19 protein-coding genes and 2 pseudogenes are annotated in these 25,028 nt (G+C 63.2%); 11 read left to right on the forward strand and 10 right to left on the reverse strand.

Going from position 1 to position 25,028, the window contains the following annotated elements; translation table 11 throughout:
- Positions 1-3: 3 nt before the first annotated feature.
- From NKH33_RS01900 to NKH33_RS01930, 7 genes are all read right to left on the reverse strand, one after another.
- Positions 4-1,566: an FGGY-family carbohydrate kinase gene (locus tag NKH33_RS01900; RefSeq protein WP_352918056.1), complete on the reverse strand. Its 1,563-nt coding sequence runs from the start codon at positions 1,564-1,566 to the stop codon at positions 4-6.
- On the reverse strand, positions 1,566-2,690 hold the full coding sequence (locus NKH33_RS01905; protein WP_352918058.1) for an ABC transporter ATP-binding protein: 1,125 nt from the start codon (positions 2,688-2,690) through the stop codon (positions 1,566-1,568). Before NKH33_RS01905 ends, NKH33_RS01900 begins: the two co-directional genes overlap by 1 nt.
- On the reverse strand, positions 2,687-3,805 hold the full coding sequence (locus NKH33_RS01910; protein WP_352918060.1) for an ABC transporter ATP-binding protein: 1,119 nt from the start codon (positions 3,803-3,805) through the stop codon (positions 2,687-2,689). Before NKH33_RS01910 ends, NKH33_RS01905 begins: the two co-directional genes overlap by 4 nt.
- 4 nt (positions 3,806-3,809) lie before the next feature.
- A complete protein-coding gene (locus NKH33_RS01915; protein ID WP_023676025.1) occupies positions 3,810-4,667 on the reverse strand; it encodes a carbohydrate ABC transporter permease in 858 nt (285 codons plus the stop codon).
- Between the two features lie 9 nt (positions 4,668-4,676).
- The gene (locus tag NKH33_RS01920; protein WP_352918062.1) at positions 4,677-5,600 is read right to left on the reverse strand and encodes a carbohydrate ABC transporter permease; all 924 of its coding nucleotides are present in this window, start codon (positions 5,598-5,600) and stop codon (positions 4,677-4,679) included.
- Positions 5,601-5,752: 152 nt separating this feature from the next.
- Complete coding sequence (locus NKH33_RS01925) at positions 5,753-7,198, reverse strand: ABC transporter substrate-binding protein (protein ID WP_023676027.1); 1,446 nt, start codon at positions 7,196-7,198, stop codon at positions 5,753-5,755.
- 44 nt (positions 7,199-7,242) lie between these two features.
- Positions 7,243-8,217, reverse strand: a complete 975-nt coding sequence (locus tag NKH33_RS01930) for a sugar-binding transcriptional regulator (RefSeq protein WP_352918064.1) — start codon at positions 8,215-8,217, stop codon at positions 7,243-7,245.
- Between the two features lie 225 nt (positions 8,218-8,442).
- On the opposite strand from NKH33_RS01930, the gene NKH33_RS01935 reads away from it, so the two are divergent.
- The 7 genes and pseudogenes from NKH33_RS01935 to NKH33_RS01965 all read left to right on the forward strand — a co-directional run.
- Positions 8,443-9,486, forward strand: coding sequence for a LacI family DNA-binding transcriptional regulator (locus NKH33_RS01935; RefSeq protein ID WP_352575561.1), 1,044 nt, complete (start codon positions 8,443-8,445; stop codon positions 9,484-9,486).
- A gap of 36 nt (positions 9,487-9,522) precedes the next feature.
- Positions 9,523-10,791, forward strand: coding sequence for an ABC transporter substrate-binding protein (locus NKH33_RS01940; protein WP_352542236.1), 1,269 nt, complete (start codon positions 9,523-9,525; stop codon positions 10,789-10,791).
- Between the two features lie 75 nt (positions 10,792-10,866).
- A pseudogene (locus NKH33_RS01945) lies at positions 10,867-11,711 on the forward strand (carbohydrate ABC transporter permease).
- Positions 11,708-12,550, forward strand: coding sequence for a carbohydrate ABC transporter permease (locus NKH33_RS01950; protein ID WP_352542238.1), 843 nt, complete (start codon positions 11,708-11,710; stop codon positions 12,548-12,550). The pseudogene NKH33_RS01945 and the gene NKH33_RS01950 overlap by 4 nt, the downstream one beginning before the upstream one ends.
- 21 nt (positions 12,551-12,571) lie before the next feature.
- Entirely contained in the window at positions 12,572-13,612 is a 1,041-nt protein-coding gene (locus NKH33_RS01955) for an ABC transporter ATP-binding protein (protein ID WP_352542239.1), read from the forward strand.
- 31 nt (positions 13,613-13,643) lie between these two features.
- Positions 13,644-14,924, forward strand: coding sequence for an amylo-alpha-1,6-glucosidase (locus tag NKH33_RS01960; protein ID WP_352918067.1), 1,281 nt, complete (start codon positions 13,644-13,646; stop codon positions 14,922-14,924).
- 585 nt (positions 14,925-15,509) lie between these two features.
- Positions 15,510-16,782 (forward strand): annotated as a pseudogene (locus tag NKH33_RS01965) (FAD-binding oxidoreductase); the annotation flags it as partial.
- Between the two features lie 35 nt (positions 16,783-16,817).
- Here the strand turns inward: NKH33_RS01965 and NKH33_RS01970 are convergent.
- The 3 genes from NKH33_RS01970 to NKH33_RS01980 form a co-directional block, all read right to left on the reverse strand.
- On the reverse strand, positions 16,818-17,747 hold the full coding sequence (locus tag NKH33_RS01970) for a pseudouridine-5'-phosphate glycosidase (protein ID WP_352918069.1): 930 nt from the start codon (positions 17,745-17,747) through the stop codon (positions 16,818-16,820).
- A 12-nt stretch (positions 17,748-17,759) separates the two neighbouring features.
- Positions 17,760-18,869 (reverse strand): carbohydrate kinase, encoded by a 1,110-nt coding sequence (locus tag NKH33_RS01975; protein ID WP_352542242.1) that lies wholly within the window; start codon positions 18,867-18,869, stop codon positions 17,760-17,762.
- A gap of 236 nt (positions 18,870-19,105) precedes the next feature.
- Positions 19,106-19,954: a MurR/RpiR family transcriptional regulator gene (locus tag NKH33_RS01980; RefSeq protein WP_352542243.1), complete on the reverse strand. Its 849-nt coding sequence runs from the start codon at positions 19,952-19,954 to the stop codon at positions 19,106-19,108.
- A 187-nt stretch (positions 19,955-20,141) separates the two neighbouring features.
- Between NKH33_RS01980 and murA the strand changes: the two genes are divergently transcribed.
- The 4 genes from murA to NKH33_RS02000 all read left to right on the forward strand — a co-directional run bounded on the left by murA (position 20,142) and on the right by NKH33_RS02000 (position 25,013).
- Positions 20,142-21,398 carry a UDP-N-acetylglucosamine 1-carboxyvinyltransferase gene (gene murA, locus NKH33_RS01985; RefSeq protein WP_352542244.1) on the forward strand — a complete coding sequence of 419 codons (1,257 nt, stop codon included), beginning with the start codon at positions 20,142-20,144 and terminating at the stop codon, positions 21,396-21,398.
- Positions 21,395-22,285 (forward strand): glucosamine kinase nucleotide-binding domain-containing protein, encoded by an 891-nt coding sequence (locus NKH33_RS01990; RefSeq protein WP_352542245.1) that lies wholly within the window; start codon positions 21,395-21,397, stop codon positions 22,283-22,285. The genes murA and NKH33_RS01990 overlap by 4 nt, the downstream gene beginning before the upstream one ends.
- 184 nt (positions 22,286-22,469) lie before the next feature.
- Positions 22,470-23,393, forward strand: coding sequence for an N-acetylmuramic acid 6-phosphate etherase (gene murQ, locus NKH33_RS01995; protein ID WP_352542256.1), 924 nt, complete (start codon positions 22,470-22,472; stop codon positions 23,391-23,393).
- 99 nt (positions 23,394-23,492) lie between these two features.
- Complete coding sequence (locus tag NKH33_RS02000) at positions 23,493-25,013, forward strand: ABC transporter substrate-binding protein (protein ID WP_352502986.1); 1,521 nt, start codon at positions 23,493-23,495, stop codon at positions 25,011-25,013.
- Positions 25,014-25,028: the final 15 nt, after the last annotated feature.

The following is a 25,028-nucleotide window of genomic DNA, read 5'->3' on the forward strand; positions in this document are numbered from 1 at the left end:
TTCTCAATTCACGTCGGTTTGCCTGGACGCGGCCATCGAGCGCCAGACCGGCCGCAGCGCCTCATGCGCCAATGTGTAGGACGGAGCCATCGCCTCATAGGCAGCGGCAAGTTTCCGATCGCTGGGTTCGGCCGTACGGAGCAAAGGCGTGACCCATTCGCTGACGCAATCGTCCATCGATGCGTATTGGCCGACGCAGACCGCAGCAATCATTGCGGCGCCCGCAGCACCGGCCTCCTCGCGCTCGCTGGTGCGAATGTCGGCGCCGACCGCAGCACCCAGGATCTTGCGCAGAGCCGAGCTCCTGGCCGCTCCGCCGGTCAGGCGGATTTCCTTGGGCAGGGGGCCCATGGCGGCGTAGCAATCGCGTGCCGCGAAAGCCAGCCCCTCGAACACCGCGCGGACTATGTCGGCATAGCCGTGCCTGGACGAAATGCCGATGAAGCCGGCCCTGGCATTGGCATCGACGAACGGCCCGCGCTCGCCGGCCTCCGAGACATAGGGCTGGTAGAGCAGCGAGCCTGGCTCGGACGACGATATCCACTGGTCGACCAGCGCGATCATCTCACCATTGGTCCGCGTAATACCTTGCGAGGCGAGAATGCCGGAGGCGAGGCCAAGGACCCAGTCGATATTGAGCGTTGCCGCCATGTTCGACTGCATCTGCGCAAAGACGCCGGGTGCCGGCATCGTCATCGTGTAGCCGGTTGCAGCCTCGTTGAGCAGAACCTCGTCCGGCGTTTCGGCAAGCCGCATATGCATTCCGGTGGAGCCGATGATCGAGCATCCCGGCTTGCGTTCGCGATCGAACAGGCCGGCGCCGAGCGCCGTGCAGGCGACATCGACATAGGCCAGAACGACCGGTGTGCCGGCGAGCAGGCCGGTCGCATCGGCTGCTGCCGCCGACAGCGAGGTGCTTTGCCTGGTGCCATCGACGATGGGCGGCAACAGATGCCGGAGATCGGTGACGCCGAGTACCTCGAGCACATCATCGCAATAGCCGCGCGTGCGGAAGTCGCCGAAGGTGAAGGTGCCCTCGGACGGGTCGGTGGCGCGGTGGCCGGTCAGCTTGAAATAGAGCCAGTCCTTGCAGTGGAACGCCGTCGCTGCATTGGCAAGCATCGCGGGCATGTGGCGCTTCATGAACACGAACTGCGATCCCTGCTGGCAGGCAGCGAGCCCGCTGCCGGTCTTTTCGAAGCGCAGCCGGTCCTCCGGCCGCGCGCGGATCTCCTCGACGACCGCGGCAGCGCGCGCGTCGAGCCACAGCCAGCCCTTGGCAACCGGCTCGCCATCCTTGTCGATCAGCCAGGTACCGTCGCCCTGCCCGGTCACGGCGATGGCAATGGTCCGGCTGGCGAGATCCGGCACCTTGTCGGCAAGCTCGCACAAGGTCGTCGCGGTATCGGCCCAGGTGCGTGTCAGGTCCTGCTCGGCGCCGCCGCCCGGCAGTGTCTCGTATTTATTGGGCAGCGCGGCGGACGCGATCTGCCTGCCCGCCGTGTCAAAGGCGACGGATTTTATGACAGACGTGCCGGCGTCGATGCCGATCAGCACATCCTGCATCAAGCCAGCTCCGTGCCGTGCGAAATGGCATTGCCGCTCGCCTGATCGAAGACGTGAAGGTTTTTCGGATCGATGCTGATCTTGATCGGCGCGCCAAGCTCCAAGCGGGTTCGGTCATGTTCGACCAGGACCAGCGAACCGCCGGCGAAATCGGCGGCGATATGGGTCTGGTCGCCGAGCCATTGATTGGCCGAAACCGTCGCCGGCACACCATCCTTCGAGCGGCGGACCGCATAGGGCCTGACGCCGATGACGACGCGCTGCCGGTTGAGCAATTCGTCGCGAACCGGGCCGCTGAACGCATCCTTGTCGTAGTCGAGCGAAAGCCCGTCGGGCAGCTTGAGACTGATCTTGCCGGCAGCCGTGCCGACATAGGCCTCGAAGACATTCATCGGCGGCTCGCCAACGAAGGTGCCGGTGAACAGGTTTGCCGGCCGCTCCTTGAGCCTGTCAGGCGTATCGAACTGCTGCAGCACGCCGCCCTCCATGACGGCAATGCGGTCGGCAAGCGCGTTGGCCTCGGTCTGGTCGTGGGTGACCAGGATCGCGGTCAGGCCACGCTCCTTGATGAAATGCTTGATGCGGCCGCGCAGCACGGCGCGAAGCTGCGGCTCGAGCTGGCCCATCGGCTCGTCCAGCAGATGCAGGTCGGCCTCGCGGATCAGCGCCCGGCCAAGGCTGGCGCGCTGCTGCTGGCCGCCGGAGATCGAGCTCGGATAGCGCTCGAGAATGTCCCCGATCTCGAGCAGCTTGGCGATGTTGGCAACCTTTGCATCGACCGCGCTCTTCGCCAGCCTGGCAGCCTTGAGAGCGAAGGCCATGTTCTCGCGCACGGTCAGCGGCGGGTAGAGCGAATAGCCCTCGAAGGCCATTGCGACGTTGCGCCTGACCGGCGGCAGCATGTGCACCTTGCGGCCGGCAACCGAGATGCTGCCGCGCGAGACCTCTTCGAAGCCTGCGATCATGCGCAATGTCGAGGTCTTGCCGCAGCCGGACGAGCCGAGCAGCGCCACGATCTCGCCCTTGGCGATTTCCATCGTCAGGTTCTTGACGGCGTGTACGCCACGGTCGATCGGACCGTAGAACTTGTCGACGCCCGAAATGGTGATTGCGGTCGGGCTCATGCCGCTTCTCCGCTGCGCAAATTGACGACGTTTTTCGAGCCGATGCGCTCGCCGCTTGTGCGATCGAACAGCAGGGCGCTTTTGCTGTCGACGGCGATGTAGACCTTGCCCTCGGATTGGCCCGGTGTCCCGGACGGACGCGAAACCAGGATTTCACGGCCGCGCACGGTGCGCACCAGCGTGACGATCTTCTCGTTGAGCGGCGTCTCGGCCTCGACCGTCACCGGGATGGCGCCGAGCGTGCGTTCATCGACAAACACCAGCGCCTCCGGCCGCAGCCCGATCGCGCAGTCGCGGCCGACCGCCGCCTCATGCGCGCCGGCAAGATGGACCTGGACGTTGGACAGGCCGACATAGATGCCCTTGGCGTCCCGCGCCGGCTTGACGTCCAGAAGGTTGATGGTCGGGTCGCCGAACAGCCGGGCAATCTCGACGTTGGCCGGCTCGCGATAGATCTGCTCGGGCGTGCCGAGCTGTTTGACGACGCCCTGCGACATCACCGCGATGCGGTCGCCGAGCGCCATCGCTTCCTTGTAGTCCTGGGTGACATAGATGACGGTCGCGCCACGATCCGCCAGCAGTCTTGGCAGTTCCAGCCGCATTTCGAAGCGCAATTTGGCATCGACGTTGCGCAAGGGATCATCGAGCAGCAGCAGCGGCGGCGAGCCGACCAGGGCGCGGGCAAGCGCGGTGCGTTGCTTCTGGCCATTGGACAGCGCCCGCGGCTTGTGGCTGAGCACATGGCCGATTTTCAACAGCTTGGCGACGCTCTCGACGCCGGTCTTTATCGTGCCTTGCGATGAGTGCTTCGCCTGCAGCGGCGTCGCAATGTTATCGAACGCCGTCATATGCGGGAACAGCGCGAAGTTCTGAAATGCCATGCCGACGCCGCGGAACTCGGCGTCGAGATCGGTCATGTCCTCGCCGCCGATGAGTATCTTTCCCTCGTCAGGGTCGATGACGCCGGCCACCAGCCGCAGCAGAACGGTCTTGCCGGCGCCGGACGGCCCGAACAGGACCAGCGTTTCGCCGTCGGCGACGGTCAGCGACAGATTGTCGAGAACAGTCTGGCTTTTATAGCGCTTGACGATGTTTCGCAGTTCGAGGCTTGCCATCGGACTATCCTTTCACCGCGCCAAGCGACAGGCCTTCGACGAGATAGCGTTGCGCATAGAGCGCGAGCGCCAGCGTTGGCGTGATCGACAGCACGATCGCCGCCGAGATCTGGCCATACTGGATGCCCGAGGAGGTGATGAAGGCGAGCGCGCCGACCGTCACCGGCTGCTTGTCGGCCGAGGCGAGCACCAGCGCAAAAACGAAATTGTTCCAGGCAAAGATGAAGGCGAGCAGACCGGCAGCGGCAATGCCTGGGCCGGCGAGCGGCAGCGCGATCTTGCGGAAGGTGGCAAACCAGGAATGTCCGGCAATGCGGTAGGCGTATTCGATGTCGGCGGGAATGTCCTCGAAATAGCCGCGCACGATCCACAGGATCAACGGCAGGCAGATCAACTGATAGACCCAGATCAGCCCGATATAGGTGTTGGCCAGCCCGAGCTTCTGGAAATAGAGGGTGAGCGGCAGGAGCACCAGCAGCGCCGGCGCAAACCGGAACGACAGCAGCGTAAAGGCAATGTCCTCCGAGCCGCGGAATTTGTGCCGCGCAAAGGCGTAGGCCGCCGGAACGCCGAGCAGCAACGCGACGGCAACCGAGGTGACCGACAGGAAGACGGAATTCCAGAGGTTGCGCATGAAGGCGATGTCGAGCGTGCCGGCCGCCGTCATCAGCTTGCCGGTGATCAAGGCAGTGTAGTTGGCGAGCGTCGGCTCGAAGACAAGCTGCGGCGGAATCCGCAGGATTGTCTCGTTGGTCTGGAACGACATCATCAGGATCCAGACGATCGGGAACATGAAGAAGATCACGACCAGCGCCAGGGCAATGCCGCGCAGGATGCGTTCGAGAAGCGAGGTGTGTTCCACGCCAGCCTCCTATGCCTGGCCGCGGGCGCGTTCGCGCAGCCGCAGCCAGTTCTTGATGAAAATGTTCGAGAGGAAATAGGTGATCGCCCACAGGATGATCATCAGTGCCGCCGAGCGGCCGACATTGGTCGACTGGAAGAAATTGAGATAGGCCTCGACCTGGAACACGGTCAGCGTGTCGCCCGGACCGCCCTGCGTCATGGCGTAGATGATGTCGAACTGCTGGATGGAATCAAGCAGGCGGAACAGGGTCGCCGTCAGGATGTAGGGGGTCAGCATCGGCAGTGTGATGCGGAAGAAGACGAAGCTGCGTGGCACGCCGTCGAGTGCTGCCGCCTCGAAGGGCTGCGTCGGCAGGCTGCGCAGGCCTGCAAGCAGCAGGATCATGATGAAGGGGGTGTAGACCCAAATGTCGACGAGCACGACGGTGAGCAGCGCCGTCGACGGAGACGAGGCCCAGCGGAAATCCTGCAACCCGATCAGGCTGGCGAGATAGCTGAGCACGCCGAAACCGGGATTGGTCATCAGCTTCCACATCAGCGCGGCGAGCGCCGGCGCCGTCATCAGCGGCATCAGCAGCATGATCGAGATGAAGTTGTTCAGCGTCGAGCGCTTTTGCAGCAGCTTGGCGATGCCGAGACCGAGAAGCAGTTCAAGCACAACGGTGATGCCGGCGTAGAGCAGCGATATCTCCAGCGTGTTCCAGAACTTCGGGTCGGTGAAGAAGGAGATATAGTTGTCGCCCCAGTTGAACTGCCGCGCCCAGGGTTGGCTCAACCGGTAGCGCTGGAACGAATAGACCACCGACGTCAGGAACGGGATCAGGATGCCGATGCAGACCAGCAGAGCCGGCAGGCTGAGGAGATAGGGCAGCACCCGCTTGCTGATCCTGAAGCCCGACGGCCTGTTTCTTTGTATTGTCGCCGCAGTCATCGGCTGCTCCGTCATCCTGTTGCTTCGCCGTCCCGGCCGCCCAAGGGAGCAAGGCGGCCGGTCGGGCGAGCAGGCGGCACCTTTCGGGACCGCGTCGCAAACGTATCACATCTCAAAGGCTGGCCCGCGGACGGGCCAGCCTTGGCCGCGGCTTAGCCGAGCCCGGCTTCCTTGAGCTGGCTGTTGATGCTCTCGGCCAGCTTGTCGAGGCCCTCGTCGACCGGCACTTCCTTGGCCACCATCTTCTGCAGCGTCGCCGCCCATTCGGTGGTGAGATCGAAGAACAGCGGCTGCGGGGTGAACTTGATGCTGGCGCCCGGCGCCGAGACGTCGAACATCTCGACATAACCCGGATAGCTCTTGTTCAGCTTCTCGCGGAACATCTCGTCGTTCCAGACCGACTGACGAACCGGATTGACGAAGTCCATCTTGGTCGCACCGAACAATGCATGCTCGGGTCCGGATGCCCATTGCATGAAGTACCAGGTGGCGTCCTTGTCCTTGGAGAAGTTGGACATCGACAGCGACCAGATCCAGATATTGGGCGTCGGCGCCTTGGCGGCAGGATTGGCCTTGAATGCCGAAAATGCGAGCTTGCCGGCCATCTTGTTGTCGCCGCCATTCATGAAGTAGCCAAGGATGTCGGCGTCGTAAATCATCGCCGAAGCACCTGCACCGAGATCGGTGCCGACCTGGTACCAGGTGTAGGTCGACCAGTCCTTCGGGCCGCTCTCCTGGATCATCTGGACCCACTGCTTGTGGAAAGCCTTGGATTCGGCGGTGTTCATCGCGGCCGACAGCTTGCCGTCAGCCGAGACGTTCAGGTCCTTCTGGTCGAAATTGGCGTAAGCCGACAGGAATCCCGGGTGGATCGTCGCCCAGGAGCGCGAGCCGCGCACGCCGATGCCGTAGACGCCGCCACCGACGTCCTTGGTGAGCTTCGCCGCCGTAGCGACCATCTCATCCATATTGCCGGGAACGCTGACGCCGACCTTGTCGAACATGCCCTTGTTGTAGGTGATGTTGTTCTGCTCGAAGCCCCACGGAATGCACCATTGCTTGGCGTCCGCCGAACCGAGCGCGCCGCCCGGCTGGCCGTTCCAGGCGCAGGAGTTCTTGACGCCCGGCAGAAAGTCGTCCCAGGCATATTTCGGGTTGGTCTTGGCCGGATCCTTGATCCATTCGTTGAGGTCGGTGATCCAGCCGGCCGGACCGTAGGTCCAGGTCATGTAGGCGCCGGTCATGAAGGCATCGTATTCGGGCGAGCTGGCCGACAGCGCGGCGGTAACCTTGTCGAAATAGACGTCTTCGGGGAACACGTCATAGACGACTTCCATGCCGGTCAGCTTCTTGAAATTGTCGAGGTTGGCAATCATCGCATCGGCGTAAGGATGCTTGTTGAGCAGCAGCTTGATGGTCTTGCCCTTATGCGCCTGCCAGTCGAAATCAGCCGCCAGGGCGCGGGTCTGCCCGAAATTGAGCAGTGTGCCGGCGGTGCTGGCGGCAAGGCCCATTGCACCGAGGCCCTTGATCAGCCCACGGCGGTCGACTTGTCCACGCAGGAATGCGTCGATGAGGTCTTTCTCTTTCTCATGCATTTCTCTTCTCCTCCACAGGGTAGTTTCAACGAAATGGTTGCCGGCTACCCGACCGGCGTCTGTTCCACGAGCGATCGCGCCGTCCGCTCGTCGGTTATCAAGCCTTTGAGATAACGGCCCTCCAGCACTGACTTGATGGCGCGAACCTTCACCTTGCCGCCGGCGACGGCGACAATCCTGCGGTTGCTGATCTCTTCGCGCGCCAGTGCCAGCGCCCGGTCGGAAAGCGTCGTCGCAACGGCCTTTCCGGCATCGTCGAAGAAATGGCCGAGCAGTTCGCCGACACCGCCGTTGCGGCGGATCTCCTCCATCTCGCCCTTCTCGATCATACCGGTGGCGACAAGCGAGGCCTCACGTTCGGCGGTGCCGATGCCGGCGATGAGCAAGTCGGCGGACTTGGCGAGGTCGAAGACATCGCTGACGCCTTTCTGCCCGAGCAACACTGTTCGATCCTCGACCGTGTTGGCGAACATCGGTACGGGCATCACATAGGCCTCCGCACCAGTCCGCTCGGCGACGCGGTGGATGACGTCATGCGGATTGGCCGAGAACTTGCGCGTCAGGCCGCCAAGCAGCGAGACGAAACGGATCCTGCCGGCCGATATGCGCGGCAGATATTCCACGCAGGCGGCAAGCGTGCGGCCGTGGCCGACGCCAATCAGCGCCTCTTCGCCGCGTTCGATCTCGCGCTTGAGAAACTGCGCGCCAGCAATGCCGAGCGCCTTGAGCGGCAGGTCTTCGGCATCGAAGTCCGGAACCACCTCGCAGTAGTCGAGGCCGTACCGCCCGGACAACTCATCCTCAAGCTCCACGCATTCTGAGACTTCGCCGTCGATGTAGACTTTGACCAGGCCTTCCTGATTGGCCTTGGTGATCAGGCGATGCGCCTTGAGGCTGGTCAGGCCGAGCCGCTTGGCGACTTCCGACTGGGTCAGGCCGCCGGCATAGTGAAGCCAGGCGGCACGGGCTGCCATGCCTGTCTCATCATCGCGCAGCAGGCCGTTGCCAAAACCAACCATTTCCGCCCTTTGATATTTTTATCAGTTGCTGCAAAATTTTTCACAACGCATCGCCCGAGTCAAGCAACCGCTGCGTTTAAATCTCCGGCCAGGAGCTTGCCGGCCGGCCGAATAGGGCCGCGCTAACCAACGGGCAAGAAACAACACCGACCGCGCGCCATTTAAAACGTTTGCAATTTCGCTTGAACTGATTACAAACGTTTCAAACTTCGTTCGGGAGGAACGATGCCGGCCCGCGTTACCACCCTCAAGGAACTTGCTGCGCAGCTCGGCCTGTCGATCACGACCGTTTCGCGCGCCCTTGCCGGTCACGAGCAAATTGCCTTGAAAACGCGCCAACGTGTCACCGAGGCCGCGCGCCAGGCCGGCTACGTGCCGAACACCGCAGCCCGCACGCTGGTCTCCGGCCGAAGCGGCTTCGTCGGCATGGTACTGCCGATCCGCGGTCCCAATCTGGTCGATTCCTTCCTCGGCGAATTCGTCACCGGATTGGGCGAAGGGCTGGTTTCGCACGGCTCCGACCTGATCCTGGCCGCAGCAGCGCAAGGCCAGTCGGAACTTTCCGTGCTTCGCCATGTCGTCGAATCCGGGCGCGCCGACGGCGTCGTCGTCACCCGCATCGCCGAGGTCGACGAGCGGCTTGCCTATCTGCGTCACCGCAATTTCCCGTTCGTCGCGCACGGCCGGCTGCTCGACGGCGACTTTGCCTACCATTGGCTCGATACCGATGGCGCGCACGCATTCGGCGAGGCCTTCGACATGCTCTACGATCTCGGACACCGCCATTTCGGCCTGGTGACGATTTCCGAGCCGATGACATTTCGCCATCTCAGACAGGACGGGCTCGCCGCCGCGATCGCCCGCCGGGGCGATCCGTCCGTCAGGCTCGATGTGGCAACGGCGCCGCGTTTCGATCGCGGTGCCCGCATCCAGGCAATCAACCGGCTTCTGCACGCCACCGAGCGGCCGACGGCGATTGTCGCGCTGTTCGACGAGCTGGCGCTGACTGTGATGGAAGAGGCGGGGCGCGCCGGACTTGCCATTCCTCGCGACCTTTCGGTAATCGGCTTCGACAACATAGCCGCCTCCGCCTATGCGCCGCCGGGGCTGACGACTTTCGACGCCTCGATCCGCCGGTGCGCGCGCGAGATCGGCGAGATGCTGCTGACCGTCATCGGCGACAGGCCGGACGCGCCACTGACGCGGCTGGTCCGGCCGACACTTGTCTCGCGGGCAAGCCATGGCCCGGCACCCACAGGACGGAACTGACGCCTTAGCGGCGCACAACCAGGGAGGAAGACGACGATGAATGCGTTGAGGACATTGGCAGGTGCGGTGCTGGCGTTGTCGCTTGCTGCCGGCGCAGCACAAGCCCAGCAGGTGTTGTTCTGGTCGACACAGGCGCGACCAGTGGAAGAGACACAGAAGATGCGCAGCGAAGTGCTGAAGGGGTTTGACGGCCAGGTCGACTATCAGGTCGCCGAGGACGGGCCCTGGCTCACCCGCCTTCAGGCCGAACTGCAGGCCGGCGCCGGCACCATAGGCGTGCTCGGCGGCCTGCACGGAGACTTCTCCACCGTCGGCGCGAACCTTGTCGATCTCTCTGGCGTCGATCTCGGTGGTGTCAAGGTCAACGAGACCTACAAGAAGCTCGGCATGCTCGGCACCGGCGAGCAGAAGTACCTGCCATGGATGCAGGCCACCTTTCTGATGGCGGCCAACAAACAGGCGCTGCAATATCTGCCGGCCGGCACCGATCTCAACACCATCACTTATGACCAACTGATCGAGTGGGCGAAAAACATCGCTGAAAAGACTGGTTCGCCCAAATTCGGTTTTCCGGCCGGCCCGAAAGGGCTGAAGCACCGTTTCTTCGAGGGTTTTCTCCTTCCATCGTATACCGGCTCGATGGTGACGAAGTTCCGCTCGGCGGAGGCCGAGACGGCGTGGAACAAGTTCAAGGAATTGTGGCAATACACCAACCCGAATTCGACCAACTATGCCTTCATGCAGGAGCCGCTGCTGACCGGCGAAGTCTGGGTGGCATTCGATCACGTGGCGCGCCTCGCCGACGCCTTCAACCAGAAACCCGACGAGTTTGTCGCCTTCCCGGCGCCGGCTGGCCCGGCAGGCCGCGGCTACATGCCGGTGGTGGCCGGTGTCGCTATCCCGAAGACCTCGCCTGACATGGACAAGGCCAAGGCGCTGGTCGCCTATATGCTGAAACCGGAAACCCAGATCGCGACGCTGAAGGCGACAAACTTCTTCCCGATCGTCGACGTCAAGCTGCCCGACGACATGCCGGCCTCGGTGAAGGCCTTCAGCCCAGTGATCGCCACCATGACCGGAGCTCCCGATGCGTTGCCGGCGCTGCTGCCGATGGGACTTGGCGGCCTCGGCGGCAAGTTCAATCAGATCTACACCGACAGCTTCGAGCGCATCGTGCTCGGCGGCGAGGATGTGCACGGCGTGCTCGACGAACAGGCGACGGCGCTGAAAGCGATCATCGAAGAGGCCAAGGCGCCGTGCTGGGCGCCCGACAAGCCCTCGCAAGGCGCCTGCCCGGTCGATTAAGAATCCTCCCGGGCGTCCGGATTTCCAGCGCGCCGGGCGCCCACCCCTTTTGAAGCTTCGAATAGAGAGCGCTCCATGCACAGCAAGGCCCTGCCCTATCTGCTGCTGACACCGGCGGCGCTGTTCCTCTGCGTCTTCTTCCTCTACCCGTTCGTGTTGGTCGCCTTCGAGGCGTTCACCCGCGACGGCGGCTTTACGCTCGACAATTTCCGCACCATGGCGGGCAGCTGGAAGTTTCCGGTCACTGTCCGCAATACGCTACTGCTGAGCGTCGTCGTCGTCCCGATTCAGTTGGTCATGGCACTGCTGATGGCAACCGCGGTGTCGCGGCTCGAAACCGGACGCAGCGCCGCGCTTTATATCTTCGCCATTCCGCTCGGCATCTCCGATCTGGCCGCCGGGCTGATCTGGCTCGCCATCTTCGACCAGTCCGGCTTCCTGAACACCTTGCTCTCCAATCTCGGCGTCATCGACAGCCCGGTCATGTTCCTCGGCACCAGAGCAAGCTGACGATCTTCATCGCCGTGGCGCTGGCCGAGATCTGGCGCGCGACCGCCATCATGATGGTCATTCTGGTCGCCGGCATGGGGCTGATCCCCCGGGAATACTACGAGGCGGCGGAGGTTTTTGGCGCTAGCCCGTGGAAGCGCTTCATCAAGATCACGCTGCCTCTGCTGCGCCCAAGCCTGCAGACGGCGATCATCCTGCGCGTCATCCTTGCCTTTGAGGTCTTTGCCGTGGTTGCAGCACTCGGCGGCACCAATCTGCCGGTGCTGATGGGCGAGACCTACAATTGGCAGTTCACGCTGCAGGACCACAATGTCGCCGCCGCCATGGCGCTGTTCATCCTCGCCATCTCGATCGGTTTCACACTGTTCTTCCTGCGTGTGCTGCGTGTGCCGAAGGAGGCGCGGATATGAGCACTGTCGCGGAGATCTCGATCGCCGCGCCTGAGGCCCGCAAAGCCGGCAACTGGCTGCTGGTCGCCACCGTCATCCTGCTTTGCGTCTGGGTGCTGCTGCCGATCTATCTGCTGATCGTCAACGCGCTGTCGTCGCCGGAAGAGGTGACCGCCTTTCCCAAGCGCTTCTTCCCGTCATTCGATTTCGGCAGCTTTGCTTTCTTCATCAATTTCGCCGGCATCGCCAAGGCGCTGTGGAACTCCGTGCTCGTCGCCACGCTGACGATGATCCTCTCGATCGGCTTCGGCGCACCGGCCGGCTACGCACTGTCGCGCTTCGATTTCCCGGGCAAGGAAACGTTCCGTTTCCTCGTGCTGATGACCCGCGCCTTCCCGCTGCCGCTGCTGGCGCTGCCGCTGGCGGTGATGTTCATCCGCACCGGCCTCGACGACACCGCGATCGGGCTGGCGCTGGTCCACACCACGCTGGCGCTGCCGTTTGCGGTGCTGATCACTTTCTCGCTGTTCTCCGGCATTCCCGTCGAGCTGGAGGAGGCGGCCTGGACGCTCGGCTGCACGAGATTGCAGGCATTCCGAAAAGTCATTCTGCCGCTGGCGCTGCCGGGCATCGCGGCGTCCGCGGTGTTTGCCTTCACCATCTCCTGGAACGAGGTGTTTGCCGCCGCCGTGCTCACCATCGAGAACCGGACGCTGACCGCCTTCCTGCTGCAGAGCCTTGGCGAATCGCCGCTCTACCTCAAATTCACCGGCGGTGCTGCCTTGGTTATCCCGGCACTGATCTTCATTTTTGCCGTCCGCAAATATCTGTTCGCCATGTGGGGGATCGCCAATCGATGACGCGCACAAAAGAGAACGCCGATGGCTGAGATCGTCATCAAGCAGGTGGCAAAACGTTTCGGCGGCTTCACCGCGCTGCATTCGATCGACCTGACCATCGCCGACCAGGAATTCATGGTGCTGCTCGGCGCCTCGGGTTGCGGCAAGACCACGCTGCTGAGGATCGTCGCCGGGCTGGAAACGCCAAGCCAGGGCGAGGTCTGGATCGGCGGCCGTCGCGTCGACCATCTGCCGCCGCGCGAACGCGGCATCGCTATGGTGTTCCAGAATTACGCCGTGTTTCCGCACCTGACGGTATTCGAGAATATCGCCTTCGGCCTGCGCATGAAGAAGCTGCCGCAGCAGGAGGTCGACGGGCGCGTCAACCGCACCGCCGAGCTAATGCATATCGAACAGCTTTTGAAGCGCTATTCGGGCCAGCTTTCCGGCGGTCAGCGCCAACGCGTGGCTGTGGCCCGCGCCCTGGCGATGGAGCCTGACGTGATCTTGATGGACGAGCCGCTGTCCAACCTGGACGCGCTGCTGCGGCTCGAAATGCGCGCCGAGCTCAAAGGTGTGCTCGCGGCGTCCAAGACCACCACCATCTACGTTACCCACGACCAGGTCGAGGCGATGAGCCTTGCCGACCGCATCGCCGTCATGCATCAGGGCCGTATCGTCCAGGCCGCCTCGCCGGTAGAGGTCTACCGCAATCCGGCGGCCCGCTTCGTCGGCTCCTTCATCGGCAACCCGCCGATGAATTTCATCCCGGCGACGAAGACGGCCGACGGCAGTTGGACCGTCGCCGGGCTGACGCTGCCCGGCCCCAAATCGGACAAGCAGACGATAGAATTCGCCATTCGCCCCGAGGATGTAGACGCCGGCAACGAAGGTATTAACGCCACCGTGCGCGTTGTCGAGCCGCTCGGACCGCACACGCTGGTCACCTGCGGCGTCGAGGGCGGCCTGTTCCGCGCCATCCTCGAATCGAATGCCACGGTCGCCGTCGGCGATCACTTGCGGCTTTCGCCCAAACCCGATCGCATCCGCTGGTTCGATCCCGAAACCACCAACGCCCTTTGATCCCCTTCGATTCTGAAAGTACGAACGCCCGATGATATCTCTTGCTGTCGACGAAACCATCGCCCGCGCCGTCGAGGTGCTCAGGGAAAATGACCAAGGCACCTACACCATACCGACCAAGGGCCTCTACCCGTTTCAGTGGAACTGGGATTCCTGCCTGACCGCGCTCGGCCTTGCCCACTATGACGAGGCGCGCGCCTGGACCGAGATCGACACGCTGTTCGCCCACCAATGGCCAGACGGCATGGTGCCGCACATCGTCTTCCATGTCTGGAGCGACGGCAATTTCCCCGGGCCGGAGGTCTGGCGAACCAATCGCCCGACTGCCACCTCCGGCATCACCCAGCCGGCGGTCGCCGGCTTTGCCGTGCGCCGCTTGTTCGACCAGGCCAAGGACAAGACCCCGGCGGCCGAGCGCGCCCGCGCACTGTTGCCGAAAATCGATGCCTGGCACCGCTGGTTCTACGAAAATCGCGACCCGGACGGCGAAGGGCTGGTCGCCATAATCCACCCATGGGAGTCCGGTCGCGACAACTCGATCGACTGGGACGAGGCGTTCGAGCGCGTGCCGACCGAAGGCGTCGAGCCCTACACCCGCCGCGACATCCTGCACGCCGATCCGGCGCATCGTCCAACCAAGGCACAGTATGACCGCTATGTCTGGCTGTTGCAGCATTTCCGCGGGCTTGGCTGGGACAATGCCCGGCTGCACGATGCCTCGCCATTCCAGGTCGTCGATCCCGGCTTCAACGCCATCCTGATCCGTTCCGCCGCCGACCTTGCCGATCTCGCCGAGGCACTTGGCGAAACCGAAATCGCAGAAGCCAATCGCGCCCGTGCCGAAAAGGGGCTTTCGGCAATGGAACGGCTGTGGAGCGACGCGCATGGCCAGTACATTTGTTTCGACCGAGTGGCCGGAAAGCATGTTGACAGCGCGTCGGTCGGCGGCATTCTGTCGGTATTTTCGGCCATCCCGGAAAGCCGGGCAGCGACCATCGCTGCAACGATCGAGCGCATCGCCGGCAAAACGCGTTGCATCGTCCCGTCGCACGATCCTGAGGATGGGCGCTTCGACCCAAAGCGCTACTGGCGCGGCCCGGTCTGGCTGGTGGTCAACTACATGATCGCCGACGGCCTTGCCGTCGCCGGCCACAGCCAAATCGCACAACGCATCACGCAATCCAGTCTCGAGCTGATCGCCGAGAGCGGTTTTGCCGAATATTACGATCCCCTCAACGGCGAGCCGCTCGGCGGCAATCGCTTCACCTGGACCGCGGCAATGGTGATCGAGTTCCTGAAGGGCAGAGCCTGAAGCTTCCGCCAAGGCCGCCGGCTACCAAAGCCCGTTCTGTCCGCCGAATAACAGTCGATACTATTTGCGTCTGAGGCACGTCCTGGTCCATCAAAACAGGGCCAAGGCATGCCAATCTTCACCATGCCAGAGCTATAATAATTCTTCACAAACCGCTATCTATACTGCGTCGAGGCGGGGAGAAGCGCGGCTCGCGGCACTTGGCATTCCGGTCTTCGCCTGCACCCCGGATCTGTTTCCGGACATGATGGCGGCGGCACTGCGGCGGGAGGATATCGGCGCCTGGGCGGCGGGAGCCGACATCAAGCTCATTTGCGCCGAGGCTGAGGCGCCTGGGACGCGTGAGTGAGCGTTTGCCTCGGTCCAGAATACTGGGCCGCCCGCAGGTAAGCGCTTGCGGTCAAAGGTTTGACAAATAGCCGGCCGCGCCTATGGTCGACCTGTTACAGGAGCGACGCATGGCGAAGACAACCGGCTGTATTCTTGGCGGGTTTTCCGCACATTTGCTGAACAGTAGAAATCAGCCACGGCCGCTTTCACAGCCCTCGCCCTTCCCTCTCCCGGCCGCGTCGATGCGCCCGGGACGGCGCGCCGCCGGCGATCGTCTTGCGTCCACGCACGACCGGCGAGGTGTCGGACATTCTGCGCCTGTACAACGAGGTCGGGCAAAGGCTCGTCGTCCAGGGTGGCCGCACCGGTCTTGCGGGCGCGGCGCGCATCCAGCGCGGCGAAGCGGTGCTGTCGCTGGAGCGCATGACTTCCGTTGAGGCTATCGACCGCGAGGCGGCGACCATCATCGCCGAGGCCGGCGCGCCGCTGCAAGCGGTGCAGGAAGCCGCCGATGCGGCCGGCTTGCTGTTCGGCGTCGACATCGGAGCGCGCGGCACGGCCACCGTCGGCGGCAATGTCGCCACCAATGCCGGCGGCATCCGTGTGCTGCGCTACGGCATGTACCGGGCGCAGGTGCTTGGGCTGGAAGCGGTGCTTGCCGACGGCAGTATCCTGACCTCGCTCAAGGGTTTGGCGAAGGACAACTCCGGCTACGACCTCAGCCAATTGTTCATCGGCAGCGAAGGCACGCTCGGCGTGGTCACGCGCGCATGCCTGCGGCTGCATCCGAAGCCGGCCACCGAGATCAATGCCTTCTGCGCGCTTGCTTCGCTGGACGCGGCGATCACGTTGCTTGCGCTGCTCAGGCGGAAGCTCGGGCCCTTGCTATCGGCCTATGAGGTGAATTTCGCACCGCTCTATGGCGCCATGATCGCCGGCATGGAGGCGCCGGCGCCGCTGCCGGTCGGCTCGCCCGTCTATGTGCTTGCCGAGATACAGGGCAGCGAGCCCGACCGCGACCGCGAACGTTTTGCCGCGGTGCTGATGCAGGCGGTTGAAGATGGCGTGATCGACGACGTGGTCGTCTCGCAATCGCCGCGCGAATTCCGGGCGCTCTGGGCGGTGCGCGAGGAGGCCAACCGTTTCCTGTTTTCGATGGCAGGCCTGATCGGCGTCGATCAGCATCCCACTGGCGAGAATGGCGACTTTCCTGGGCGAAACAGAAGCCGTCATCAAGGCCGTCGACCGCAGCGCCGACGTCTACGTCTTCGGCCATCTTGGCGATGGCAATCTGCATTATCAGGTTCGCACCGGGGATCCGGCGGCCGCATACGACATCGTCTACCGGCGCGTGGCCGCGGCTGGCGGCGGCGTCTCGGCCGAGCATGGCATCGGCCTGGACAAGAAGGAATGGCTGCACCTTGTGCGCAGCGACGCCGAGATCGCGGCCATGCGGCGCCTGAAAGCAGCCTTCGACCCGAACAACATCCTCAATGCCGGGCGCATCTTCGACCTCGCGCCGGGCTGAAATCGAAGGTGCGTAGCGCTGGCCGGGCGCTGTCTCTATCTGGTCGCGCCCTTCAATTCCGCATGCGCAACCGCGATGCGGGCAGCAAGCGCGGCGTTGTTGCGGACCAGCGCGATGTTGGCCTTCAGGCTGCGGCCTTGCGAAAGCTCATTGATGCGTGCGAGCAGAAACGGCGTCAGTTCCTTGCGCCCGATGCCGCGCTTCTCGGCCTCAGCCACGGCCGCTGCGATCGTGCCGTCGATGAACGCCGGATCGAGCGCGTCCGCTTCGGGAATAGGGTTGGCGACGAGAATGCCGGTGCCGGATTCCATCTCGTCATGCAGCAGCATGGCTCGCGCGATCTCGTCGGGCGTGTCGAGGCGATGATCGGCCTTGAGCCCGCTGGAGCGGGTGTAGAAAGCCGGAAAATCATCGCTCCCATAGGCGATCACCGGCACGCGCTGAGTTTCCAGATATTCCAGCGTCTTCGCAATATCGAGGATCGACTTAACTCCGGCGCAGACCACGGTCGTGCCGGTTTGGCCGAGTTCGGTCAGGTCGGCGGAGATATCGAAAGTGGCTTCGGCGCCGCGATGCACGCCGCCCACGCCGCCGGTCGCAAAAATGCCGATCCCGGCTAACGCGGCGATCCGCATCGTCGCCGAGACGGTGGTTCCGGCCGAGCCGCCGCGCACCATGATGGCGGCGAGATCGCGCCCGGAAGCCTTGACCACGCCCTTTGCCGCTGCCAGCTCTTCCAGCTCACGGTCGTCGAGGCCAACCTTGATCTTGCCGGCGACCACTGCGATTGTGGCGGGCACGGCGGCGTTTTCACGCACCACGGTCTCGACACCACGGGCAGTTTCCAGATTGGCCGGATAGGGCATGCCGTGGGTGATGATCGTCGATTCCAATGCCACCACCGCGCGGCCTTCATCAAGCGCAGCAGCGACTTCATCGTTCAGGTGGACAAGGAAAGGTTTCATATCATCTCGCTTTCAGGCAGGAATGCGGTACATGCCGGCGGCAAGGAAGCGCGGCGACAGATCGGGATGGACGCTGGCTTCGCTCTCGGTGGTCAGTGTGGCAAGCAGCGCGCCGGTGCGCACGGCATGAGCGACCGGCTCACCCGAAAGCACCTTGTACAGTGTGCCGGCGATCATCGCGTCACCGGCGCCGGTGATATCGACGGGCTTGGCCGGGACGGAGTGCATGGTCGTCACACCGCTCTCAGTCGCAACGGCAAATCCATGCGCGCCCACGGTCACGATCACCTCGCCGGCGCCGGCCGCGCGCAGCGCTGCCGCTGCTTCCTCCGGCGTCAGCCGCCTGTCGGCATCCGTCATGCCGAGCATCGTATTGGCCTCGTCATGATTGGTGAACAGAAGATCGATGCCGGTCAGGTCCTTCGGCAGGCGCGCTGATTTCGGCGCCGATACCGTGTCGACGGCGAGCTTGAAGCGCGCACCCTGCTTGCGCGACATCAGTGCTGCGAGGGTCGCGGCCGGCAGATTGCAGTCGATGAACACCCATGTCGCCGAAGCCAGATGCGGCCAGAAGCGGTCGAGATAGGACGACGAAAACAGATCGAAGATCTCCATGTCGGCAATGCCGAGCACGAGGTCGTTGTTGCGGTCGAGGATGGCCGCGTATTCCGCCGTCGGCCGTTCCGTGGTGGTGATGACCTGGCTGACATCGGCGCCGAGGTCGCGCAGATGCCGCACCAGTGAGCGGCCGGTTTCATCGTCGCCGACGATCGAGACGAAGCTTATGTCGACGCCGAGGCGGGCAAGGTTTTCGGCGACGTTGCGGGCAACCCCGCCGAAGCTGCGATAGCCGTCGACCGGGTTCGACGTCTCGAAAATCAGATCCTTCTTGGCGTGGTATTTGCGGTCGAGCACCGCGCCGCCGACGCAGACCATGCGCTTTGACGTCGGCAAGACGTAACCACGGCCGAGAATGTATCCCTTGTTGACGAGTTGCACGATGTGGGCCGCAACCGTCGAGCGGGCAATGCCGAGCGCGGTTGCAATATCCTGCTGGCCGGCGAACGGATTCGCCGCAATGAGGTCGAGAACCGCTTGTTCCTGTGCTCCAATGTCGTCCATCGTCTCACCTGGCCCGCCAAATTCGAGGCTGAATGTACGATATTCTAAACAACAGATGCTCTTGTCAATATTTGTTTGAAGCTGAGCGTTCCAGTCGACTGCCCGCATTTCGGCGACGCCCAGTCAGTCCACTTGGCGACTGTATCGACGTATCGATCGTGCTCACGCTGAAGGTCCGTACGCCGCGGGGATTCCGTCGAAAAACGGGACTCTTTAACACCAGGCCGCGAATACCGCTAAGCCTTCAGCACCGAGACGGCCAATTCGCTGTTGTGGACGTATTCGTTGGCGTCAGGCTGCTTCTGCACGAGCAGGATGAACAGCAGGTCGGTCAGCGTCAGTTGTGCATCACGCGCAGTTATCGATGAAGAGCGCGCGCGCTCTTCATCGGCGATCGTGTGGAGGCGAATGTCGGCAACCCGGCTCAGCGGATTGTCGCGAAGTCCGGTGACGGCGATCACGGTGGTGCCACGTTTGCGGGCAAGTTCAGCTATCCGCAGGGTTTCGATGCTCGCCCCGGAATAGGAGAGCGCGAACAGCACGTCACCTCGTCCAAGCGTCGAGACATTGGCCATTTGCACATGGCTGTCGCTGTCGTGCAGCACGTTGCGGCCGAGTTTCATCAGCTTGTAGGAAAAATCGCGCGCCACCAGCGAGGATGCGCCGACGCCGGCCAAATGAATGCGGCGCGCACCGTTCAACGCTTCGAGGGCCTTGCCGATTTCCTGCTCGGTGTTGGCCGCGACGGTCTGTTGCATCGACAAGAGCTTGCTGCCGATCAGCTTGCGCAGGATGACCAGATAGCTGTCGCCGACCTCGATCGAACCGTGGATCATGCCGGCCGGCACGTGCCATTCCTGCGACTTGGCCTCGCTGACGGCGAGCTTAAGCTCCTGATAGCTGGAATAGCCGAGCTTCTGGCTGAACTTGACGACGCTCGACTGGCTGCGGCCGATCTCGGCGGCAAGCGCCGCCGTCGACAGGCGGAGCATCTGGTCGGGATTATCGACGATATACCGACCGATCTCGCGGTCGCCGGGCGCCATGACTTCGAGCTTGGCCTCGATCTTCTTCAGGACGGACATGCGTTCCCCCATTGCCTGTCATCGACAATGCCAAGCCAAGGAATAAATTATTCCGTCTCTGATTGACAGCCAAGAATGAACCATCAAATCTCGACTGATGCAGTTGCGGCCCAGCCTTCGGGCATGTCGACGATTCGGACATGAAAAGATCGTAGACTCGCCGACAGCTCGGGATTAGGTCAGAGCCATGGACAAATTGCGGATCGTCGGCGGGCACAGGCTTGAGGGCGCGGTTACGATCTCCGGCGCCAAGAACGCGGCCTTGCCGCAAATAGCGGCGGCGTTGCTCAGCCCCTATCCGCTGCAGCTGACCAACCTGCCTGAGGTGACGGATGTCGATAACATGCTTGGCGTCGTCGGCCTTCATGGGGCCGAAGTCACCAGATCGGCGCATGCCGCCACAATCGATACCAGTGCCGCCGCTTCCAGGGAGACAAGCTACGATACAGTCAGGCGCATGCGCGCGACGGTGCTGGTTCTCGGTCCACTGCTTGCCCGCTTCGGCCATGCCCGGGTCTCGCTGCCTGGCGGCTGCGCGATCGGCGCACGGCCGGTCGACATGCATGTCGCCGCACTTGCCGCACTTGGCGCCGATATCGCGATCGAAAACGGACTGATCGTCGCGTCTGCGCCGGGCGGACTGAAAGGCGCGCGCATCGTTTTGAGCTCGCCGTCGGTCGGCGCGACCGAAACGGCGATGATGGCGGCGACGACGGCAAACGGCGAGACCGAGATCCTCAACGCGGCCCGCGAGCCGGAGGTGGCCGATCTTGCCGCCTGCCTGAACGACATGGGCGCGCAGATCGAGGGCGCCGGCACGCACCGCATCCTGATCGGGGGCAGCACAGACTGGCGCGCCGCCACGCACGACATCATCCCGGACCGGATAGAGGCCGGCACCTATGCCGTCGCAGCGGCTATCACCGGCGGTCAGCTCGAGCTGACCCACGCGCGGCTCGAGCACATGGCATCCATCGTCCAGCTGCTCGAAGCAGCCGGTGTGAAAATATGGCCGGGCGACCGCGGGCTGATCGTGTCGAGAGACGGGCCGCTCAAGGCGGTCGACGTGACGACGGAGCCATATCCGGGCTTTCCGACCGATCTCCAGGCGCAGTTCATGGCGTTGATGTGCTGTGCCGAGGGCGCTTCGCTGTTGCGCGAGACGATCTTCGAGAACCGCTTCATGCATGTGCCTGAACTGATGCGGCTCGGCGCGAATATCAAGCTGCAAGGCACCATGGCGCTGGTGCGCGGAGGCGAGAAGCTGAAGGGCGCGCAAGTGATGGCGACCGACCTGCGCGCCTCCGTCTCGCTGGTGCTGGCAGCGCTGGTGTCGGAGGGCGAGACGACGATCAATCGCGTCTATCATCTCGACCGCGGGTACGAGCAGTTGGACCGCAAGCTCCGGCTGTGCGGTGCCCAGATCGAACGAATAAGGCAATGAGTGCCGGTGGGGCGTCTCCGCATTATTTCCTGGGCGTCGATGGCGGCGGAACCGGCTGCCGGGCGCGTATCGAAGACGAGGCAGGAACCGTGCTCGGGCAAGGCCTGTCGGGCCCGGCGACAACGCGACTCGGTATAGAGGTGGCCTGGGCCTCGATTGCCAAAGCCTTTGGCGCGGCGATCGAAGAGGGAGGGTTCACGGCGGCGGAAATCGCCAGGATCCGCGCGGGTATCGGTGTTGCCGGCATCGGCCGTAAGGGTGCGCTCGAGGCGTTTCATGGCATCGAACAACCCTTTGCGAGCATCGACTTCGTCAGCGACGGCGTCGCGGCTTGCCTTGGCGCGCATTCGGGTCAAGACGGCGCCATCGTCATAGCCGGGACCGGTTCGATCGGGCTCGGCTTTGTCGAAGGGCGCGACCTGCGCGTCGGCGGCTACGGTTTTCCGATTTCCGATGAGGGCAGCGGCGCCGATCTCGGACTGAAGGCAGTGCAGCTTGCCTTGCGAGCCCATGACGGTCGGCATGAGCGGACGGCGCTGCTGGCCGAGGTGATGCAGCGCTTCAAGGACGATCCGTTCGAGGCGGTGGCCTGGATGGACCGCGCCAGTGCGACTGACTATGCCGCCCTGGCGCCGATGGTGATCCGCCATGCCGATCAGGGCGATCCGGCCGGTCGGCGGATCGTGCAAGGCGCTGCCGAGCAGATCGACACCTTCGTGCGGGTGCTGTTCGAAAAAGGCGCGCCGCGGGTTACGCTGCTCGGAGGGTTGTCCAGCCCGCTTGAGCCATGGCTCGCTCCCGACGTCCGCCGACGGCTGAAGCCGGCCGACGGCGACGCGGTTTCGGGAGCCATAATCCTGGCCAGAAAATCCCTCTGCCGCCAGTGATGCCTTGCTCGCAAGGAATATAATATTCCTACTTTCTGTTGACACAGGGAATATCGAATTCTAAAAAGTTAACGAAACAGAACCGGCGCAGCCGGTACGGAGCCGACGGCCAGGTGCAGGCACTGGACGCCGCTTGCTGTGGGCATCACAGTCCTGCTCGCAGTCGCACTTGAAAGTAAGCGAAGTGGTCGAACAAGGGTTGATGTCGGAGCTGGAGCGGCTGGTTTCCGAGGACCGGAACCCGAAAACCATGGACATCGATCTGTTGCCGACCCTCGAGGTGCTGCGCAAGATCAATGACGAGGACAAAGGCGTTGCGGCAGCCGTCGAGAAGGTCATCCCCGATATTGCTGCGGCCGTGGACCGGATCGTGAGCGCGTTCCAGGACGGTGCACGCCTTGTCTATATGGGGGCTGGCACCAGCGGCCGGCTCGGCGTCCTTGACGCCTCGGAATGCCCGCCGACCTTCGGCGTACCCGAGGACATGGTGGTGGGCCTGATCGCCGGCGGCGTCGACGCGCTGGTGCACTCTGCGGAAGGCGCCGAGGACGATCCGAAACAGGGAATAAAGGCGCTGCAGGACATCAAGCTGACCGCCGACGACGTGGTGGTCGGCATCGCTGTCAGCGGACGCACACCTTATGTCATCGGCGGCCTGACCTATGCCAAGGAGGTGGGAGCCACCACCGTGGCGTTGTCCTGCAATCCTCGATCGACCATTGCCGGCATTGCCGATATTGCCATCTCTCCGGTGGTTGGCCCGGAGGTCCTCACCGGCTCGACCCGGCTGAAATCGGGAACCGCGCAAAAGCTGGTGCTCAATATGCTGTCCACCGCCAGTATGATCCGCATCGGCAAGAGCTATCAGAACCTGATGGTTGACCTCAATCCAAGCAACAAGAAGCTTGTCGCAAGGGCGGTCAGGATCGTGATGCAGACGACCGGCTGCGCGGCACAGCAGGCACGACAGGCACTCGACCAGACCGGCAATGATGTAAAACTGGCAATCCTCGTGACGATCACCGGCATGGGTGTCGAAGAAGCACGTAAGGCGCTTGCCAACGCGGGAGGTTTCCTGCGCAAGGCGATAGGCGAAAAGACGGTGTAAAACCGCATGGATACTGGGCCGATGTTCCGGGGCGTGTGTCCCTTTGAAGCGGTCCGGGGAACTGCAAGGCATCTGGTTTAACAATAATGGGAGACGACAATGGTACGGCACATTGGCAAGAAACTGCTTTCCGGCATGACGCTCGCGGCAATGGTTGGCATCGCCGCGCTACCGGTGCAGGCGAGTGCGGCGACGCTGCATATGGCGTGGTCGCAGGACGCCACCGGTCTTGATCCGCACAAGCAGACGGCATTCTCCTCACTGCGGCTGCTGGAGCTGATCTACGAACCGCTGGTGCGGCTCGACGCAAACCTGCAAATCACGCCCGCGATTGCCGATTCATGGCAGTTCTCGCCGGGCGGCAAGGAGCTGAGCTTCAAGCTCAATCCGAAAGCAAAATTCCAGAACGGCGCCGCCGTGACCTCGGCCGACGTCAAGGCATCGTTCGAGCGCATACTCGACGAGAAGACGGGTGCTGCGGCGCGCGCGAACTTTCTCTCGATCGCCAGCATCGACACGCCCGATCCAGCCACCGTCGTGTTCCACCTCTCGCAGCCGGATGTGCCGATCCTGACGGCGATGAGCGACGTCAACGCGGCGATCGTCCCGGCAAGCGAAATCGCGACTGGCTCGATCGGCACGACAACGATCGGCTCGGGTCCGTTCAAGCTCGAAAAATGGGATCCGAATTCCAAGGAAGTGCTTGTCGCCAACAAGGACTGGGCAGGCGGCGCGACCGGCGTCGACGGCATCGATATCAGCGTGCTGCCGGACGAGACGGCGATCCTGGCGGCGATGCGCACCAAGCAGATCGATTTTGCCCTGCTCAACGATCCGCTTGTCGCCACGCTGGTGCCCAAGGAAGCCAGCCTGCAGTTGAACCGCGTGCCGGTGCTTGCCTATCACGTGCTGCAGCTCAATCCCTCCCGCAAACCGATGACCGAACTCAAGGTGCGTCAGGCGATTTCCTGCGCCATCGACCGGCAGGAAGTGCTGGACACCGCCTCGCTCGGCGAAGGCAAGGTCACCGGCCCGCTGACCATCCCGGCACTGGCGACCGATCCGAAGCAGTTGTTCTGCTATAAGCGCGACATTGAGAAGGCCAAGCAGTTGATGGCCGAAGCCGGGTATGCCGACGGCTTTTCGGCGACCGTGATCGGCGCCACCGGCGAGCCGCCGACGGCAGCGGCGGAAGCCCAGGTCATCCAGTCGCAACTCGCAGAAATCGGCGTCAAGCTCGACATCAAGATGATGGAGCTCAACGTCTATGTCGACGCCTGGCTGAAGGGCGATTTCGACATGGCCGTCGCGCTGAACGGCGGCAGGGCCGATCCCTACACTATGTACAACCGCTACTGGACCAAGACGGGCAATCTGCAGAAGGTGGCGAACTATGTCGACGACACGCTGGACAGTCTTATGCAGAAGGGCCGCACCGAGACCGACCCGGCAGCGCGCAAAGCGATCTTCGCCGACTTCGAGAAGCACATCACTGAGATGTCGCCCTGGATCTGGCTCTACACGTCCTACAGCTACACGGCACAGCAGAAGAATATCGCAGGATTCGAACCGGTGCCGACAGGTTCGCTGTTCAGCCTCGCCAAGGTGACGATCCAGTAGCTGCTTTGATGCCGG

Source organism: Mesorhizobium sp. M1182 (assembly GCF_040318335.1).
Taxonomy (GTDB): Bacteria; Pseudomonadota; Alphaproteobacteria; order Rhizobiales; family Rhizobiaceae; genus Mesorhizobium.

Excerpts from the sequence above, each read along its gene's own strand:
- NKH33_RS01980 (WP_352542243.1), bottom strand. The coding sequence starts at position 19,954 with ATGTCCGTCCTGAAGAAGATCGAGGCCAAGCTCGAAGTCATGGCGCCC.
- NKH33_RS02000 (WP_352502986.1), top strand. The coding sequence starts at position 23,493 with ATGGTACGGCACATTGGCAAGAAACTGCTTTCCGGCATGACGCTCGCG.
- NKH33_RS01935 (WP_352575561.1), top strand. The coding sequence starts at position 8,443 with ATGCCGGCCCGCGTTACCACCCTCAAGGAACTTGCTGCGCAGCTCGGC.
- NKH33_RS01920 (WP_352918062.1), bottom strand. The coding sequence starts at position 5,600 with ATGACTGCGGCGACAATACAAAGAAACAGGCCGTCGGGCTTCAGGATC.
- NKH33_RS01950 (WP_352542238.1), top strand. The coding sequence starts at position 11,708 with ATGAGCACTGTCGCGGAGATCTCGATCGCCGCGCCTGAGGCCCGCAAA.
- NKH33_RS01975 (WP_352542242.1), bottom strand. The coding sequence starts at position 18,869 with ATGGACGACATTGGAGCACAGGAACAAGCGGTTCTCGACCTCATTGCG.
- NKH33_RS01910 (WP_352918060.1), bottom strand. The coding sequence starts at position 3,805 with ATGGCAAGCCTCGAACTGCGAAACATCGTCAAGCGCTATAAAAGCCAG.
- NKH33_RS01955 (WP_352542239.1), top strand. The coding sequence starts at position 12,572 with ATGGCTGAGATCGTCATCAAGCAGGTGGCAAAACGTTTCGGCGGCTTC.
- NKH33_RS01940 (WP_352542236.1), top strand. The coding sequence starts at position 9,523 with ATGAATGCGTTGAGGACATTGGCAGGTGCGGTGCTGGCGTTGTCGCTT.
- NKH33_RS01925 (WP_023676027.1), bottom strand. The coding sequence starts at position 7,198 with ATGCATGAGAAAGAGAAAGACCTCATCGACGCATTCCTGCGTGGACAA.
- NKH33_RS01970 (WP_352918069.1), bottom strand. The coding sequence starts at position 17,747 with ATGAAACCTTTCCTTGTCCACCTGAACGATGAAGTCGCTGCTGCGCTT.
- murA (WP_352542244.1), top strand. The coding sequence starts at position 20,142 with ATGGACAAATTGCGGATCGTCGGCGGGCACAGGCTTGAGGGCGCGGTT.
- NKH33_RS01990 (WP_352542245.1), top strand. The coding sequence starts at position 21,395 with ATGAGTGCCGGTGGGGCGTCTCCGCATTATTTCCTGGGCGTCGATGGC.
- NKH33_RS01905 (WP_352918058.1), bottom strand. The coding sequence starts at position 2,690 with ATGAGCCCGACCGCAATCACCATTTCGGGCGTCGACAAGTTCTACGGT.
- NKH33_RS01960 (WP_352918067.1), top strand. The coding sequence starts at position 13,644 with ATGATATCTCTTGCTGTCGACGAAACCATCGCCCGCGCCGTCGAGGTG.
- NKH33_RS01930 (WP_352918064.1), bottom strand. The coding sequence starts at position 8,217 with ATGGTTGGTTTTGGCAACGGCCTGCTGCGCGATGATGAGACAGGCATG.
- NKH33_RS01900 (WP_352918056.1), bottom strand. The coding sequence starts at position 1,566 with ATGCAGGATGTGCTGATCGGCATCGACGCCGGCACGTCTGTCATAAAA.